Raw genomic sequence first — 16,739 nt, 5'->3', positions numbered from 1 at the left:
ACCGCTCCCTTTTCATCGAAGCCCTCACGCGGCGCGCGACGCGCGCCGTGCGGCGGCGCTCGTCCTTCGCTTCAACGACGCATCGAGTTCATCGCCATGACTGACCGACAACCTTCCCCCGTTTCCTCCGACGCCGCGCGCTGGCAATTCTGGATCGACCGCGGCGGCACCTTCACCGACATCGTCGCGCGCCGGCCCGACGGTTCGCTCGTCACGCACAAGCTGCTGTCGGAGAATCCCGAGCAGTATCGCGATGCGGCCGTGGCCGGCATCCGCCACCTGCTCGGCCTCGCCGACGGCGAGCCGATCACGCCCGAACGCGTCGACATGGTGAAGATGGGCACGACGGTCGCGACCAACGCGCTGCTCGAACGCAAGGGCGAACGCACCGCGCTCGCGACGACGCGCGGCTTCCGCGACGTGCTGCGCATCGCATACCAGAACCGCCCGCGCCTGTTCGATCTCGACATCGTGCTGCCCGATGCGCTGTACGAGACCGTCGTCGAAATCGACGAGCGGGTCGGCGCGCACGGCGACATCGTCGTGCCGCTCGACGTGCAACGCGCGGAAGCAGCGTTGCGCCGCGTGTTCGACTCGGGTGTGCAGGCGCTGGCCATCGTGCTGATCCACGGCTATCGCTACACCGCGCACGAACGCGCGCTGGCGGACCTCGCGCGCCGGATCGGCTTCACGCAGGTGTCGGTGTCGCACGAGGTGTCGCCGCTGATGAAGATGGTGTCGCGCGGCGACACGACCGTGGTCGACGCGTACCTGTCGCCGATCCTGCGCCGCTACGTCGAGCAGGTCGCGCACGAGATGCCCGGCGTGAACCTGCAGTTCATGCAGAGCAGCGGCGGCCTGACGCGCGCCGATGCGTTCCAGGGCAAGGACGCGATCCTGTCCGGCCCGGCGGGTGGCATCGTCGGAATGGTGCGCGCCGCGCGCGCGGCCGGCTTCGAGCGCGTGATCGGCTTCGACATGGGCGGCACGTCGACCGACGTATCGCACTACAACGGCGAATTCGAGCGCGTGTTCGAGACGCAGGTGGCCGGCGTGCGGATGCGCGCGCCGATGATGAGCATCCATACGGTCGCGGCCGGCGGCGGCTCGGTGCTCGGTTTCGACGGCGCGCGGCTGCGCGTCGGGCCCGAATCGGCCGGCGCGAACCCCGGGCCGGCCGCGTACCGGCGCGGCGGCCCGCTGACGGTGACCGACTGCAACGTGATGCTCGGCAAGATCCAGCCGGATCACTTCCCGCGCGTGTTCGGCCCGCACGCGGACGAACCGCTCGACCGCGACGGTGTGGCGGCGAAGTTCGCGGCGCTCGCCGACGAGATCCACGCGGCGACCGGGCGGCGCGACACGCCCGAGGCGCTGGCCGAAGGGTTCCTGGAAATCGCGATCGGCAGCATGGCGAACGCGATCAAGAAGATCTCGGTGCAGCGCGGCCACGACGTGTCGCGCTACGTGCTGACGACGTTCGGCGGCGCGGGCGGCCAGCACGCGTGCGGCGTGGCCGACGCGCTCGGGATGACGCAGGTGTTCGCGCATCCGCTCGCGGGCGTGCTGTCCGCCTACGGGATGGGGCTTGCCGACCAGACCGCGATGCGCGAGCGCGCGGTGGAGGCCGTGTTGTCCGACGAATCGCTGCCGGCGCTGAATGCCGCGCTCGACCGGCTGACCGACGAGGCGGTCGGCGCGTTGCTCGAACAGGGCGTGCCGCCGGCGCGCATCGCGACCGAGCGCCGCGTGCACCTGCGCTACCAGGGCACGGATTCCGCGCTCGACGTGCCGGCCGGCAGCGTCGCGGCGATGCAGCAGGCGTTCGAAACCGCGTACCGGCAACGCTACGCGTTCCTGATGCCCGGCACGCCGCTGGTCGCCGAACTCGCATCGGTCGAGGCGATCGGCCGCTCCGATGCACCGGTCGAGATCGCACCGCTCGAGCCGCGCGACGAGGGTGCGGCGCCGCACGCGCACAGCGCCGTGCGTTTCTATTCGGGTGGCGAATGGCACGACGCGGCGCTGTACGTGCGCGACACGCTGCTCGCCGGCGACGCGATCGACGGCCCCGCGATCGTCGCGGAGAAGAACGGCACGACCGTCGTCGAACCCGGCTGGCGCGCGCGGATGACCGCGCAGGGCAACCTCGTGCTGACGCGCACGACGCCGCTGCCGACGCGCCGCTCGCTCGGCACCGACGCCGACCCGGTACGGCTCGAGATCTTCAACAACCTGTTCATGTCGATCGCCGAGCAGATGGGGCTGCGGCTGCAGAACACCGCGTATTCGGTCAACATCAAGGAGCGGCTCGACTTCTCGTGCGCGATCTTCGACGGAAACGGCAACCTGATCGCGAACGCGCCGCACATGCCCGTGCACCTGGGCTCGATGGGCGAGAGCATCCGCACGGTGATCGAGCGCAACCGCGGCCGCATGCGCGACGGCGACGTGTTCATGCTGAACGACCCGTATCACGGCGGCACGCACCTGCCGGACGTGACCGTCATCACGCCGGTGTTCGCGGACGGCTCGGACACGCCGCTGTTCTACGTCGGCTCGCGCGGCCACCACGCGGACATCGGCGGCACCACGCCGGGCTCGATGCCGCCCGATTCGACGCACATCGACGAGGAGGGCGTGCTGATCGACAACTGGCAACTCGTGTCGGCGGGCGCGCTGCGCGATGCCGACACGCGCGCGCTGCTCGCATCGGGCCGCTATCCGGCGCGCAACGTCGAACAGAACATGGCCGACCTGCGCGCGCAGATCGCGGCGAACCAGAAGGGCGTCGACGAACTGCGGCGGATGGTCGAGCAGTTCGGCCGCGACGTCGTGCTCGCGTTCATGCGACACGTGCAGGACAACGCGGAAGAGGCGGTGCGGCGCGTGATCGGTGCGCTGCAGGACGGCGCGTACCGCTATCGGCTCGACAACGGCGCGGAGATTCGCGTCGCGATCCGCGTCGACCGCGCGGCGCGCCGTGCGGAGATCGACTTCACCGGCACGTCCGCGCAGCTCGACAACAACTTCAACGCGCCGAAGGCCGTCTGCATGGCTGCCGTGCTGTACGTGTTCCGTACGCTGGTCGGCGACGACATCCCGTTGAACGCCGGCTGTCTGAAGCCGCTGACGGTGATCGTGCCGGCGCGTTCGATGCTGAACCCCGAGTATCCGGCGGCGGTCGTGTCGGGCAACGTCGAGACGTCGTCTGCGATCACCAACGCGCTGTACGGCGCGCTCGGCTGCGTCGCATCGAGCCAGGGAACGATGAACAACTTCACATTCGGCAACGATCGCTACCAGTACTACGAGACCATCGCCGGCGGCAGCGGCGCGGGCGACGGTTTCGCGGGCGTCGGCGCGGTGCAGACGCACATGACGAACTCGCGGCTGACCGATCCGGAGGTGCTCGAGTGGCGCTACCCGGTGCGGCTCGATTCGCATCGGCTGCGCGCGGGTTCCGGCGGCGGCGGGCGCTGGCGCGGCGGCGACGGCGCGGTGCGGCGGATCCGTTTCCTCGAGCCGATGACCGCGTCGATCCTGTCGAACAACCGGATCCATGCGCCGTTCGGTGCGGCGGGCGGCGAGGCCGGCGCGCTCGGCCGCAACACGATCGAGCGGGCGGACGGCACGGTCGAGACGCTCGAGCACGTCGGCCGCGCGCAGATGGCGCCGGGCGACGTGTTCGTCGTCGAAACGCCGGGCGGCGGCGGTTACGGCGCGGCGGGCTGAGCGGCTCGACGCAACGGAATGTGTGCAATGCAACGCGCGGAAGCGGTGCGGCGGCGTGCCCGCCGGACGGTTTTCGCGCGTCGCGGCCGGGTCATCGCACCGGTTCCATCAGATGCCGCCGCAATGCCTGCGCGACGCGGCGATATATTCGCGCGCGCTAATCGGCCCGATATTGCAGCGAGTATGGGAATAAAGTCGTGCATTCCGGCGTGAATGGAAATGGAAATTCCCCATTCCGCGTGCCGCCCAATACGATCCGACCCCGCCAGAAATCCGACGGGGGCAGATCGCCGCCGGGCGCCGTCGATTCCTGCAAACGCCCGCCTGGAAAGGCGCACCGCCGAATCCGCCGGCCCCGATCAGGGCCGTTACGGGCGCCCGCGTGCGGTCCGCCAATCACGAAAAATCCTCCGTGCCAATCGAGTTGCGATTCCTTGACACTCCGTTCTAAATGTGAGTGCCAATCCGCTTCGTCATTTGATAAGATGGCTTCCATCATTCGCTTGGAAACCTGCGCGCGACATGCGCGAACGCCGGTTCGCATTGGTTGGAAACAAGTACGGAACGAGGGCCGCTGGCACAGTCATCACGACTGCCCCGCCGGGTACGCTTGCAGCGCGCCCGGGGATCGGCGGCGGCCGGCTCGGCTCCGTCTACACTGTGCGTTTTTTCTGGATCGGGGCGTGTCCATGGATGACGAAAACGATAGCGCCGTGCTCGAAGCGCATCTCGGTACGCGTAGCCCATGCTGGCGTCTCGGCAGCGACAGCAATGCACTCGAACTGGCCGCCGTCCGCGGCCTGACCAATGTCGCGGTGGCACTGACCAGCGAGCAGGCCGCGCGGATCCGCGTGCTCACCGGCGTCACGTCGCACCTCGTGCTCGAACTCTCGCTGTTCGGCGATCCGGTCAGCCTCCATCTGGTCGGCAGGAAGGTCGATACCGCCAATTGGGCCGGCACGGCCTCCGCCTATTCCGATACCGCCTCCGTCGCGAGCGACCTCGCGCACGGGCTCGCATTCGCCGAGCAAGTCGTGTCCGAAGTGAATTCGCTCGTCGTGATCCTCGACCGCAACGGCATGGTGCAGCGCTTCAACCGTCTGTGCGAGGAAGTGACGGGCAAGCGCGAGGTCGACGTGATCGGCCGCAGCGCGTTCGAGCTGTTCATGAGCCCCGAGCAGGGCGCGCAGTCGCGCACCAACATCACCGGCTTTTTCGCGAGCAACCGTTCGTTCGCGGTCGAGCGCTACATCAACACGGTCAACGGCCCGCGCCTGTTCCAGTTCCGCAACAAGTTCGTGCAGAGCGGCAGCGGCGTCGACGAGCAGTTCCTGATCTGCTCGGGTATCGACGTCACCGAGGAGCGCAACGCGCAGCAGCGGCTCACCGAGCTCGCGAATACCGACGTGCTGACCGGCTTGCCGAACCGTCACGCAATCAGCGAGCGCATCCGTGTCGCGCTGGCCGCGGACCGCACCGACGTGCGCGGCCAGGTCGGCATCCTGTTCCTCGATCTCGACAACTTCAAGCGCGTCAACGACCACTACGGGCACATCACCGGCGACCGCCTGCTGCAGGACGTGTCCGCGGTCATCGGCGGCTGCCTGCCGTCCGGCGCGACGCTCGCGCGGCTCGGCGGCGACGAATTCCTGGTGCTGTTCGAGCACGGCACGCGGCCGCTGCTCGAGGCGACCGCGCAGATCATCCTCGAGCGGCTGCGTACGCCGATCCACCTCGGGCTGGTGGAGGTCTACACGAGCTGCTCGATCGGCATCGCGATGTATCCGCAGCATGGCGATTCGCTCGAAACGCTGATCCGCAGCGCCGACACCGCGATGTACGTCGCGAAGGAAGAGGGCAAGCATACGTACCGCGTGTTCTCGCTGGAGATGAACCAGAAGGTCGCGAAGTACATGTGGCTCGACACCAACCTGCGCAAGGCGCTCGAGGACGAGCAGTTCGTGCTGCATTACCAGCCGGTCATCGACATCGCGACCGGCGACGTGCACAGCGTCGAGGCGCTGATCCGCTGGCAGTCGCCGGATCGCGGAATTGTCGCGCCGATCGAGTTCATCCGTTTCGCGGAGGAGTCGGGGCTGATCGCGCCGCTCGGCCGCTGGGTGATGCGCACCGCGGCCGCGCAGGCCGCCGCGTGGAAAGCGAAGGGGCTCGGCGTGCGGATCGCGGTGAACGTGTCGGCGCGGCAGTTGCAGGACATGAACATCGTCGACCAGTTCGCGACGATTCTCGACGGCGCGGGGCTGAAGCCGAGCCTCGTCGACATCGAACTCACCGAAAGCAGCTTCATCGAGGACGAGGAATCGGCGCACGAGCTGATGAAGCAGTTCCGCCAGCTCGGCGCGGAGATTCACCTCGACGATTTCGGCACCGGCTATTCGTCGCTGTCGCAACTGTCGCGGCTGCCGCTCGATTCGATCAAGCTCGATCGCACCTTCATCACGGGCATCGACCGCAACCCGCGCTCGCAGGCGCTGGTGCGCTCGGTCGTGTCCCTCGCGAAGGCGCTGAGTTTCTCGGTGGTCGCCGAAGGCGTCGAGACGCACGCGGAAGCCGAATTCCTGAAGCAGATCAACGTCGATCACGCGCAAGGGTTCTACTTCGCGCGGCCGATGCCGGCCCAGGCGTTCGAGGCCTGGCTCGCGGAAACGAGAAAGCTCAGGCTGATCGCCTGAGCCCCACCGCATGACGGGCGCCGCCGGTTTCGCGGCGGCGCTTCGCTCACATCACACCGTGCGCAGCTTCGACACGCGCCGGTTCTGCAGCATCACCAGACGTTCCATGTACGCGAGATCCTTCGGCTCGATCGTGAACGCCGCGTGAACCCATTGCTCGGTGATGTCCATCAGCTCGGAACGCGTGAGATGGAACACGCGCTCGCGTGCGCGCAGCATCGCGCGGATGCCGTTCAGCTTCGGCTTCATCACGTCGATGAAGGTGCGCGTCGCGAGGTATGCGTCGCCCGCGTCGAACGTCTGGTCGACCAGCCCGCGATCCTCGTACCACTCGGCCGCATGCGGCTCGCCGGACGAGATCAGCGATTCCGCGAGCCCTCGGTCCGCCTTGCGCGCGACCAGCGAATAGCCGCCCATGCCCGGGAACAGGTTGAACGCGATCTCGGGAAAGCCGAGTTTCACGCCCTTCTGCGCGAGCATGTAGTGGTGCGCGAGGGCGGCCTCGAAGCCGCCGCCCAGCGCGCTGCCCTCGACCATCGCGATCGAGATCGCCCCGGTGCCGAAGCCGGTGTAGATCTCGAACACGCCGTCGATGCACGAGCGCGCGTAGGCCATCAGCTGGTCGCGGCGGCCGCTGCGGATCGCGTCGACGAAGAAGCTCAGGTCGCCGCCGACGTTGAACAGCTCGGGGACGAGCGAGCCCGTCACCCAGAAGTCGAACGGCAGGCCCGAGTCGCGTGCGACGCGCGCGAGATGGATGATGTCGGTGACGAGTTGCTGGTTGAAGCACGGCCGCGGCTCCGATCGCAGCATCATCCACATGACGTTGCGGCCTTCTTCGTAGAACGCGGTCAGCTGCGTGAGTTCGCCTGCTTCGTAAAACGGACGGCACGCCGGATGGGATTGGAGTTGCATGGTATGTCCTCGTGAGATGTGGTTTTCAAGAACCGCCGCGGCCGGCGTCGTGGAAACCTGCCCCCGGACGGCGCCGGCCGCGAGGCACCGCCATTGTTGCGCGCGCATAGAAGCCGAATTGCGCGGAAAAGCGCATGAACGGGACGCGAGCGGGCAGCGCGTTCGGCGCGAACCGGGCTAAGCAAGCGAACGATGCGAATGACACGATCGAGGTGATCGCTCGGCGGGAGGACGGCGATGGGGAAGGCGGGGAAGGGGCCCGCGTCCGGGTGTGCGGAGGCGGTGAGGGCAGTCGGTGCGTATGCGGCCCGTGGGGCGGCGCGACATGCCGGTCGCTTACGCGTTGAAAGCGGCGCGGTGCCGTCGGTCGCGTCTCATGGAATGTGCGGACTGGTGCGGCGGCCGGGCGTCGGCTAGCTTTAGAGGATGACGCCGCTGCGCCGGGCCTTCCGGGAGGGGACCATGACCGCATTCCAGAAGATGTGGCAGCTCGTGATCGGAAAGCCGCTGGACCCGCTCGATCCGCGCACGCGCCATGCGATCGCCGTGACGCCGTTGCTGGCCTGGGTCGGGCTCGGCGCCGACGGGTTGTCGTCGTCGTGCTACGGCCCGGAAGAGGCGTTCCTCGCGCTCGCGCACCACACGCCGCTCGCGCTGTTTCTTGCGCTCGCGACCGCGGCGACCGTGTTCATCATCGCGCTCGGCTACAACCAGGTGATCGAGCTGTTCCCGACCGGCGGCGGCGGCTATCGCGTCGCGACGTCGCTGCTCGGGTCGAAGCCGGGGCTCGTCTCGGGTGCCGCGCTGCTGGTCGACTACGTGCTGACCGTCGCGACGTCGCTCGCGAGCGGCGTCGACGCGTTCTTCAGCCTGCTGCCGGTCAGTGCGCAGGTGTTCAAGCTCACGACCGAGATCGTGCTGATCCTGCTGATGACGGGGCTCAATTTCCGCGGGATGCGCGAATCGATCATGGTGCTGCTGCCGATCTTCATCGGCTTCGTTGTCCTGCATTTCGGGCTGATCGTGTATGGCGTCGCCGTGCATGGCAGCAACCTCGCGACGATCGTGCCCGATGCGGTGCACGAGGCGCACGGGATGTCGCAGTCGCTCGGCGTGTTCGTGATGCTCGCGTTGCTGATGCGTGCGTTCTCGCTCGGCGGCGGCACCTATACGGGCCTCGAGGCCGTGTCGAACAACGTGAACATGCTCGCCGATCCGCGCGTGCCGAACGGCAAGGTGACGATGTGGTACATGTCGACGTCGCTCGCGTTCACGGCCGGCGGCATCATCCTGCTGTACATGCTGTGGCACGCGCGGCCCGTCGAAGGCGAGACGCTCAACGCGGTCGTGTTCGGCAGCGTGATCGACCATCTCGGGCTCGGCTCGGCGTTCGCGCGGCATGCGCTGCTCGCGGCCGTGCTCGCGTTCGAGGCCGGGCTGCTGATGATCGGCGCGCAGGCGGGCTTTCTCGACGGCCCGGCCGTGCTGTCGAACATGGCGTCGGATTCCTGGGTGCCGCGCCATTTCCGCGACCTGTCGACGCGCCTCGTGCGGCAGAACGGCATCATCGTGGTCGGATTGTCGAGTCTGCTGATCCTGCTGTGGACGCACGGCAGCGTCGACGTGCTCGTCGTGCTGTACAGCATCAACGTGTTCCTCACGTTCAGCATGTCGCTGCTCGGGCTATGCACGTATTGGTGGCGCCATCGCAGCGAGCGCGGCTGGTTCAAGCATTTCTTCCTGTCCGCGCTCGGGTTGACCGTGACGGCGACCGTGCTCGTCATTACGCTGGTCGAGAAGTTCACGGCCGGCGGTTGGCTCACGGTGCTCGTGACGAGCGCGGTGATCGCGCTGTGCTTCATGATCAACCGCCACTACGCGTACACGCGCGCGCAGCTCGCGAAGGAGGACGCGCTGTTCTCGGGGGCGCCGCCGGAAGTCGACGAAGCGACCGCGCCCGGCAAGCCCGATCCATCGCAACCGACGGCCGTGCTGCTGGTCGGCAAGCATCGCGGCGCGAGCATGCACGCGCTGCTGTGGGTCAACCGGCTGTTTCCCGGGCATTTCCGCAACGTGATCTTCCTCGCGGTCGGTGAGGTCGATGCTAAGGCGTACGACGGGCACGAACATCTCGAACGGCTGCGTCACTCGATCACCGAAGCGCTCGAATACTACGTCGCGCACTGTCGCCGCAACGGCATCGCCGCCGACTACCGGATCGCGTTCGGCACGAATCCCGTCGTGGAATTCATGAACCTCGCGTCGTCGACGCTCGATGACTATCCGAACGCCGTGTGCTTCGCGAGCAAGCTGATCTTCCGACGCGTGAATTTCCTGACCGCGTGGTTGCACAACCAGACGCCGGTCGAGTTGCAGGCGCGCCTGCATGTCGAGGGCAAGCAGATGGTGCTGCTGCCGATGAACGTCGGGTAGCGGCGGCGCGGAAAGCGCGTGAGCGACTGCCGGCGGCAGCCGTCAGGGTTGATGATGCCGATGCGGGCGGTTGGGCCGCCGCAGCGGCGGATGATGGAATTTGGCCCTCAGCCGGTCGCGCCCCGGACGCTTGATGAAGAACAGCACGGCGAGCGCGACGAACGCCAGCAGCACGACGACTTCCACGATCCCGGTTTCCATGGTGCCTCCTCGTCGCGAGCGGGCGATCCATCGCCGTCGTTCGGCGATCGAGCGGATGCCGGCGGCCGCACGCGATGACGCTTCCATGTTTCATTGTAGGTCGGCGTGCACCGGCTTGACGCGTGCGGATGCGGCGCCCACACTGGCCGACACGAGCGGGGCGCGGTCGCGCGTGTGCGCTGCGCGACCGTGCTGTCCGTGAACCGCGACGAGGTGCGATGTGGTGCGCTTTTCTGCCGGCCTGGCCGGCTGGATGCTGGCATGTGCCGCCGCGTTCGGCGCGTCGAACGCCGGCGGTGCGACGCCGGGCGCGGGGCCAACCGTGGACGGAGCGAACGACGTGGCCGACGAAGCGCCCGTCACGCTCGTCAGCGATGTCCACGAATTCGTGATCCAGCACGACGGTTCGCTCGACGAGCACGACGATTCGACATTGCGCGCGAACAACGCGAACGGCATCGACGCGGTCGCGCAGCGCTACGTGTGGTTCGACAAGAACCTGGAGAAGGTCGACCTGCTCGCGGCCGAGACGATCGATCGCGACGGCGTCGCGCATCCGGTCGGCTCCGACGGCATCCGCGACGTCCAGGAGCCGCGTTCGGCCGGCGCGCCGACGTTCCAGGACGGGTTGCTGCGCACCGTCGTGTTTCCGGGTGTCGAGGCCGGGTCGGGCACGCGCATCGCATTCCGCAAGTCGCGCACGAGGCCGGTCAACGCGGGTTACTTCGGCTACTACGTCGAGCCGTCGCGCGAGCCGGTGGAGCACCAGCGGCTGATCTTCGACGTGCCGGCCGACATGACGCTGCACGCGGACGCGCGCGGCTACGTCGCGCTGCCGCCGGTAACTGCGAACGGCCGCACGCGCTACGAATTCGACTACCGGCACGGCCCGTACGAGCGCATCGAGAGCGGCGCGGTCGGTTACCCGACCTACGGCGACCGGCTCGTGGTGTCCACGCTGCCCGACTATGCGGCGTTCGCCGCGCGCTACCGCAACGCGGCCGTCGACCCGGGCGCGAACGATCCGGCTGTCGTGCAGCTCGCACGCGCGCTCACCGCCGACGCCGCCGATCCGCACGACAAGGCGCGCATCCTGTACGACTGGGTGCAGGCGAACGTGCGCTACGTCGCGCTCTTTCTCGGCGAGACGGCCGCCGCGCCGCATCGCGTGACCGACATCCTGCGCAACCGCTACGGCGACTGCAAGGACCACGTCGCGCTGTTCGGCGCGTTGCTCGCGGCGGTCGGTATCCGCAGCGAACCGGTGCTGATCAATCTCGGCTCCGTGTACACGCTGCCGTCGGTGCCCGGTTACGGCGGCGGCGCGATCAATCACGCGATCACGTGGCTGCCCGATCTCGGCCTCTACGCCGACACCACGACGGCCGGCATTGCGTTCGGCTACCTGCCGCCGATCGTGATGGATCGGCCGGCTTTGCTCGTCGATACCGGCGTGCTGTCGCGCACGCCCGCCACGCAGCCGAAGCGTCGCACCGCGCGCGTGGCGATCGATGCCGCGCAACCGGGCGCCTCGGGGTTTCACGCGCTCGTCGAGGACGACGGCTGGACCGCCGAGCTCGAACGCACGCTGTTTCGCCGCGCGGCGCCCGACCGCATCCGGCAGCTCGCGAACGAACGCTTGCGGCAAAGCGGGCTGCGCGGTCACGCGCGGATCACGACGAGCGATCGCCGCGCGACCGGCGGCCCGTTCGACGTGACGTATGCCGGCACGCTCGATCACGTCGTGTGGCCCGACGGCACGACTGCCGTGCCCGTGCTGTCGAGCCTCACGGGCGGCATCGCGACACAGGTCGAAGGCTGGCTGGCCGAACCCGCGCGCACGCAGCCGTGGACGTGCATCGGCGGCAGTTTCGAGGAGACCGGCCAGATCACGCTGCCGGCCGACGTCGCGGTGACCGACCTGCCGGCCGATGCGGCCGTGCACGACCGCTTCGTCGACTTCGCGTCGCATTACGTATTCGATGCGGCCACGCGGGTCGTGCAGGTCACGCGGCGGATGAAGGCCGAATTCGGCCGCCAGGTCTGCACGCCCGACGAGTTCACGGCGCTGCGCGCGTCGCTCGAACGCATCGAACGCGACACGCAGGCGCAGATCGTCGTGCGGGCGAAAGGGCATTGAGCGGGGAGGGGAAGTGAGCGCGTCGCCGCCATCGGCCGACGCACGGGAGGAACATCATGACGGAACGGGAACACGAGATCGCCGACCTGGCGAAGGAATTGCTGGGCCGGATCGTGCAGGGCGCGATGACGAACGGCGAGCCGGTGGATGCGCAACAGTGCGCGGCACTGGCCGTGGAGTGCGCGACGGCGCTGGTGGACAAGCTCGACGCGCACAGCGATTGAGCGTAAGCGTCACGGGCGACGGTGGATCGAGCGATGCCGGCATGACTCGGCAGGCGTTCGCTTGGCCCTGCGCTGCATGCGAAGCGTTACACGTCACACGTCGGCGTGCGTGTCGCCTTCGGCACGCACCGCACCCGGCGGCCGGCCGACCACGCGCTTGAACGCGCGGCTGAACGCCGCGAGCGACCCATAGCCGAGCCGGTATGCCACCGCTTCGATCGGCTCGCCCTCGCGTGCGATCCACTGCGCGGCGAGCCGCATCCGCAGCTCGGTCAGGTAGCGCACCGGCGTCATCCCGGTGGCCGCGAGAAATCGCTCGGCGAATACCGAGCGCGACACGCCCGCTTCGGCGGCGAGTTCCGCGACGCCCCAGTTGCGCCCCGGATCGCGATGCAGCGCGACGATCGCACGGCCGAGCTTCGGCTCGCGCAGCGCCTGCACCCAGCCCGTCGCGTCGCCGCATCCGCATTCGACCCAGCCGCGCACGATGAACGCGGCGACCACGTCCGCGAGCCGCGCGAGGATGCCCGCGAAGCCCGCGCGCTCGGAGCACGATTCGCGTTCCATCGCGTCGAGCATCGGACGGATTTCCGGGTAGCGCGCGAGCAGCGTGCCGACGTGCATGAATTCGGGCATCGTCCCGACGAGCGGCTGCATGCCGCCGAGATCGAGCTCCATGCACGCGCTGAAGATCAGCGCGTCGCCGGCGGCCGGCTCCGTCGCGGCGCACGACGTCGCGCCCACCGACGCGACCGTGTCGCAGATCTTCGCGACCTCGAACCCGCCGATCTCGCGGCACGGCGCATCCGGATCGGACACCAGCGCGTGCGTGCGGCCGTGCGGCAGCAGGATCGCGTCGCCCGCCTCGAGCCGCATCGTCGTGCCGTCCGCGTCGCGCAGCAGCACGGGCCCGCGCCCGACGAAATGGAACTGCGCGCGGCCCGGCGCATGGCCGAAACTCAGCCCGAACGGCCGCGGCACCTGGATGCGGCGATATTGCACGCCGCTCAGGCGCATCCCCAGCAGCAGTTCGCTGACGAGGTCGTGCACGTCGGGGACGGGAGGAAGCAGAGGCTCGGACATCGCGAAATTCGGACGATCGATCAACAAGAACGGATTGTATGTCATAGACCGTCCTGCCGCCGTTCCTTACGATACGTCGTCATCAGTATTTTCCCTATACGACTCGGAACGACGCATGAATCCAGGAATCTCCTCTGCCGCCACCACGGCGGCCCCCCGCGAGCCGGCCTGGGGCGCCGTCTTCGCGATGACATTCGGCGTGTTCGGTCTCGTCACCGCCGAATTCCTGCCCGCGAGCCTGCTCACGCCGATGGCCGACAGCCTCGGCGTGACCGAAGGCGTGGCCGGCCAGGCCGTCACGGCCACCGCGACGGTCGCGCTCGTCACGAGCCTGTTGATCTCGGCGCTGACGCGCACGATCGACCGCCGGCGCGTGCTCCTCGTGTTCTCGATGCTGCTCGTCGCGTCCAATCTCGCGGTCGCGTTCGCACCCAACCTGACGACGCTGCTGATCGGCCGCGTCGTGCTCGGCGTCGCGCTCGGCGGCTTCTGGACGATGGCGACCGCCACCGCGATGCGGCTCGTGCCGACCGCGATGGTGCCGCGCGCGCTGTCGATCATCTTCAGCGGCGTGGCGGTCGCGACGATCGCGTCCGCGCCGATGGGCAGTTATTTCGGGCACCTGATCGGCTGGCGCAACGTGTTCCTGATCGCGGCCGGGCTCGGCGGTCTCGCGTTCGCGTCGCAGGTGATGACGCTGCCGTCGATGCCGCCGAGCGGCACGACGCGGCTACGCACGCTCGTCGACGTGCTGCGCCGGCCGACCGTCGGCCTCGGGATGTTTGCGACGATCCTCGTGTTCACCGGGCATTTCGCGTTCTTCACGTATCTGCGGCCGTTCCTCGAACAGGTTGCCGGTGTCGGCGTGAACGGGCTGTCGGCGATCCTGCTCGGCTACGGGATCGCGAACTTCGTCGGCACGTCGCTCGCGGGCCGCGTGCTCGAGCATCGACTGCGGCCGATGCTGATCGGGATGCCCGCGCTGATGGTCGTGCTCGGCGTCGCGCTCGTCGCGCTCGGCCGCGCACCGATGATCGACGCGGTGCTCGTCGCGTTGTGGGGGATGGCGTTCGGCGGCGTGCCGGTCGCATGGTCGACGTGGGTCACGCGCACCGTGCCCGATGAGGCCGAGAGCGCGGGCGGGCTGATCGTCGCTGCGATTCAGCTCGCGATCGCGACGGGCGCGGCGGCTGGCGGCGTCGTGTTCGACGCGAACGGCGCGGGCGGCGTGTTCCTGGGCGCGGCCGCGGTGCTGGCCGTGGCGGTCGCGACGATCGTGACCGGCGTGCCGAAGCGGGTGGGCGTGGCGCCGGTGCTGGCCGAGTGAGGTGCATGCGGGCCGATCGACGCGAGCGTGGATCGGCCTGCCGTTCGGACCGTCGAGAAGCCGGCGTGTCAGGATGAAGTGATCGGCGCGGGCACGCTGCTTGTTGCGGCGCGCCCGCTGTTTGCTTCATGCGACGTTCAGCGGCCGATCAGCCGTCCTGCCTGACCACCGCCGCAAGTGCCTTCATCGCCTGCAGGTAAGGGTACGGCCCGTGGCTGATGCGCGAGACGCCGTATGACGCGAGTTCGGCCAGCGTCGGCGTTTGCGCGACGCGCATGATGTTCACGGGCAGCGGCGACGCGGCCGTCAGCGCACGAATCAGCGCCGGCGACTGCAGCCCCGGCACGAACAGGCCGTCGGCGCCGGCCTCCGCGTACGCATGCGCGCGCGTCAGCACGTCGTCGAGCAAACGCTCGTCGTGCGTGTCGGCCGCGGCCTTGAAGAACACGTCGGTGCGCGCGTTGATGAAGTAGCCGATCTCCGCGCGGTCGGCCGCCTGCCGCGCCGCCGCGAGACGCGCCGCCGCAGCGTCGACGGTGCGCAGCTCGCCCGTCGCCGGAAAACTGTCCTCGAGATTGCAGCCGATCGCGCCGGCCTCGATGCTGCGCGCGATCGTGTCCGCGACATCCTCCAGCCGCTCGCCATACCCGCTTTCGAGATCGACGGTGACGGGCAGGTCGGTCGCCTGCGCGATCCGCGCGAGCACTTCCATCACGAGCGCTTTCGGCATCTGCTCGCCGTCGACGAAACCGTTGGCCGCCGCGACCGACCAGCTGCCGGTCGCCAGCGCGACGCCGCCCGCGTCGGCCACCGTGCGCGCGCTGCCGGCGTCCCACACGTTGAACAACGCGAGCGGCTGGCCCGCGCGATGAAGCGAACGGAAATACGCGGCTTTCTCCTTGCTATTGCGGCTCATGCTCGTTCCTCCGGTTGAAATTTCGATCGGTGTTCTTATCGAACGATACGGCGACCGTGTCGAGTGCCGCGAGGAAATCGCGTGCATCGAACAGTTCGCCGAGGCTGCGCACGCCGCCCGACGTCAACGCGTTGCCGCTCAGCAAGCGGACCGTCGCCTCGACGATGATCGGTGCGCTGACCGCATAGATGTCGCGTCCCGACGCGGTCGCGCGATGCGTGCTGCCGTTCTGCACGACGATCACGTCCATCGCGAATTGCTGCGCGGAGCGGCCGAGCGTGTCGACCGGCCGCGGCGGCGGCGTGCCGGCATCGCGCACGTCGCGCAGCGCGCGCGTCGCGAGCCAGGATTCGATCGTATCGATGCGCAGATGACGCGCGAGTGTCATCACTTCCGAAAACGGCAGCAGCGTGACGTCGACGTCGCCGAGCGGCGACGGGAACGGCCACCTGCGTTCACGTGGCGTCGACGGCACCGCGGTCGGCTTGCCGTCCTTCCGGATCAGCCGGATCGCATGATTGCGCTCGCCGGTCACACGCGTGCCGCGCGTCGGATGCCAGCTGTCGAGACCGGTCGCGACGTCGACGCGCTCGATCGGCTCGCGTGGCTCGACGATCGCCGTGACGAGCAGGTCGGCCAGGCCGCCGTAGAACGCGGCGGCCGGCACGAGCGTCACGCCGGCGATGCGTGCGCGGGCGTCGCGCTGGTCGGTCAGCGCCTGGACCGACGGCTGCTCGGCCGTCAGGTCGAGATACGGGATGCCTGCCCGCAACGCCGCATCGGCGAGCGGTAGCGCGGTATCGAGGTACGGGCCCGCGCAGTTGATCACCGCATGCGCGCCGCGCAATGCGGCGTCGAGCGCGGCCGGATCATCGACCGAGGCGACGCGCCACGGCGGCGCGTCGGGTCCGCCTTGCGCGAGGCGCGCGGCATCGCGCCCGATGCGGATCGCGCCGAGGCCGCGCCGTTCCAGCTCGGCCACGACGAACCGCCCCGTGTGACCCGTGGCGCCATACACTGCAACCGTCATTCGATCGTCCATGATCAGCTCCGATACAGATCGGTCTGTTTT

Annotated in this window: 11 protein-coding genes; 6 read left to right on the top strand and 5 right to left on the bottom strand. The window is 68.7% G+C overall.

Features of this window, described 5'->3' with window-relative positions; all coding sequences use genetic code 11:
* Positions 1–96: 96 nt before the first annotated feature.
* Complete coding sequence (locus tag HWX25_RS02095) at positions 97–3,735, top strand: hydantoinase B/oxoprolinase family protein (RefSeq protein WP_175906764.1); 3,639 nt, start codon at positions 97–99, stop codon at positions 3,733–3,735.
* 689 nt (positions 3,736–4,424) lie between these two features.
* A complete protein-coding gene (gene pdeR / locus HWX25_RS02090) occupies positions 4,425–6,428 on the top strand; it encodes a cyclic di-GMP phosphodiesterase (RefSeq protein WP_059818601.1) in 2,004 nt (667 codons plus the stop codon).
* 51 nt (positions 6,429–6,479) lie between these two features.
* Here pdeR and HWX25_RS02085 read toward each other — a convergent pair whose 3' ends face one another.
* Positions 6,480–7,343, bottom strand: a complete 864-nt coding sequence (locus tag HWX25_RS02085; protein WP_059532133.1) for a crotonase/enoyl-CoA hydratase family protein — start codon at positions 7,341–7,343, stop codon at positions 6,480–6,482.
* A gap of 462 nt (positions 7,344–7,805) precedes the next feature.
* Here HWX25_RS02085 and HWX25_RS02080 point away from each other — a divergent pair, with 462 nt between their 5' ends.
* Complete coding sequence (locus HWX25_RS02080) at positions 7,806–9,776, top strand: APC family permease (protein ID WP_175906763.1); 1,971 nt, start codon at positions 7,806–7,808, stop codon at positions 9,774–9,776.
* Positions 9,777–9,818: 42 nt separating this feature from the next.
* On the opposite strand, the gene HWX25_RS02075 is transcribed toward HWX25_RS02080, so the two are convergent.
* On the bottom strand, positions 9,819–10,064 hold the full coding sequence (locus HWX25_RS02075) for a hypothetical protein (protein WP_159085693.1): 246 nt from the start codon (positions 10,062–10,064) through the stop codon (positions 9,819–9,821).
* 133 nt (positions 10,065–10,197) lie between these two features.
* Here HWX25_RS02075 and HWX25_RS02070 point away from each other — a divergent pair, with 133 nt between their 5' ends.
* A complete protein-coding gene (locus tag HWX25_RS02070; RefSeq protein WP_175906762.1) occupies positions 10,198–12,117 on the top strand; it encodes a DUF3857 and transglutaminase domain-containing protein in 1,920 nt (639 codons plus the stop codon).
* Positions 12,118–12,173: 56 nt separating this feature from the next.
* Positions 12,174–12,341, top strand: a complete 168-nt coding sequence (locus HWX25_RS02065; RefSeq protein WP_175906761.1) for a hypothetical protein — start codon at positions 12,174–12,176, stop codon at positions 12,339–12,341.
* Between the two features lie 93 nt (positions 12,342–12,434).
* Here the strand turns inward: HWX25_RS02065 and HWX25_RS02060 are convergent, their stop codons facing one another.
* On the bottom strand, positions 12,435–13,469 hold the full coding sequence (locus HWX25_RS02060; RefSeq protein ID WP_175906760.1) for an AraC family transcriptional regulator: 1,035 nt from the start codon (positions 13,467–13,469) through the stop codon (positions 12,435–12,437).
* A 70-nt stretch (positions 13,470–13,539) separates the two neighbouring features.
* Here HWX25_RS02060 and HWX25_RS02055 point away from each other — a divergent pair, with 70 nt between their 5' ends.
* Positions 13,540–14,751, top strand: coding sequence for an MFS transporter (locus tag HWX25_RS02055; RefSeq protein WP_175906758.1), 1,212 nt, complete (start codon positions 13,540–13,542; stop codon positions 14,749–14,751).
* 148 nt (positions 14,752–14,899) lie between these two features.
* Here the strand turns inward: HWX25_RS02055 and HWX25_RS02050 are convergent, their stop codons facing one another.
* Both HWX25_RS02050 and HWX25_RS02045 read right to left on the bottom strand, forming a co-directional pair.
* On the bottom strand, positions 14,900–15,667 hold the full coding sequence (locus HWX25_RS02050; protein WP_175906756.1) for an isocitrate lyase/phosphoenolpyruvate mutase family protein: 768 nt from the start codon (positions 15,665–15,667) through the stop codon (positions 14,900–14,902).
* A complete protein-coding gene (locus HWX25_RS02045) occupies positions 15,654–16,709 on the bottom strand; it encodes a saccharopine dehydrogenase NADP-binding domain-containing protein (protein WP_175906754.1) in 1,056 nt (351 codons plus the stop codon). The genes HWX25_RS02050 and HWX25_RS02045 overlap by 14 nt, the downstream gene beginning before the upstream one ends.
* Between the last annotated feature and the right edge of the window lie 30 nt (positions 16,710–16,739).

This window comes from Burkholderia sp. BCC1640 (assembly GCF_902833125.1).
Lineage (GTDB): Bacteria > Pseudomonadota > Gammaproteobacteria > Burkholderiales > Burkholderiaceae > Burkholderia > Burkholderia diffusa.
This window is presented reverse-complemented; position numbering and strand designations above follow the sequence as displayed.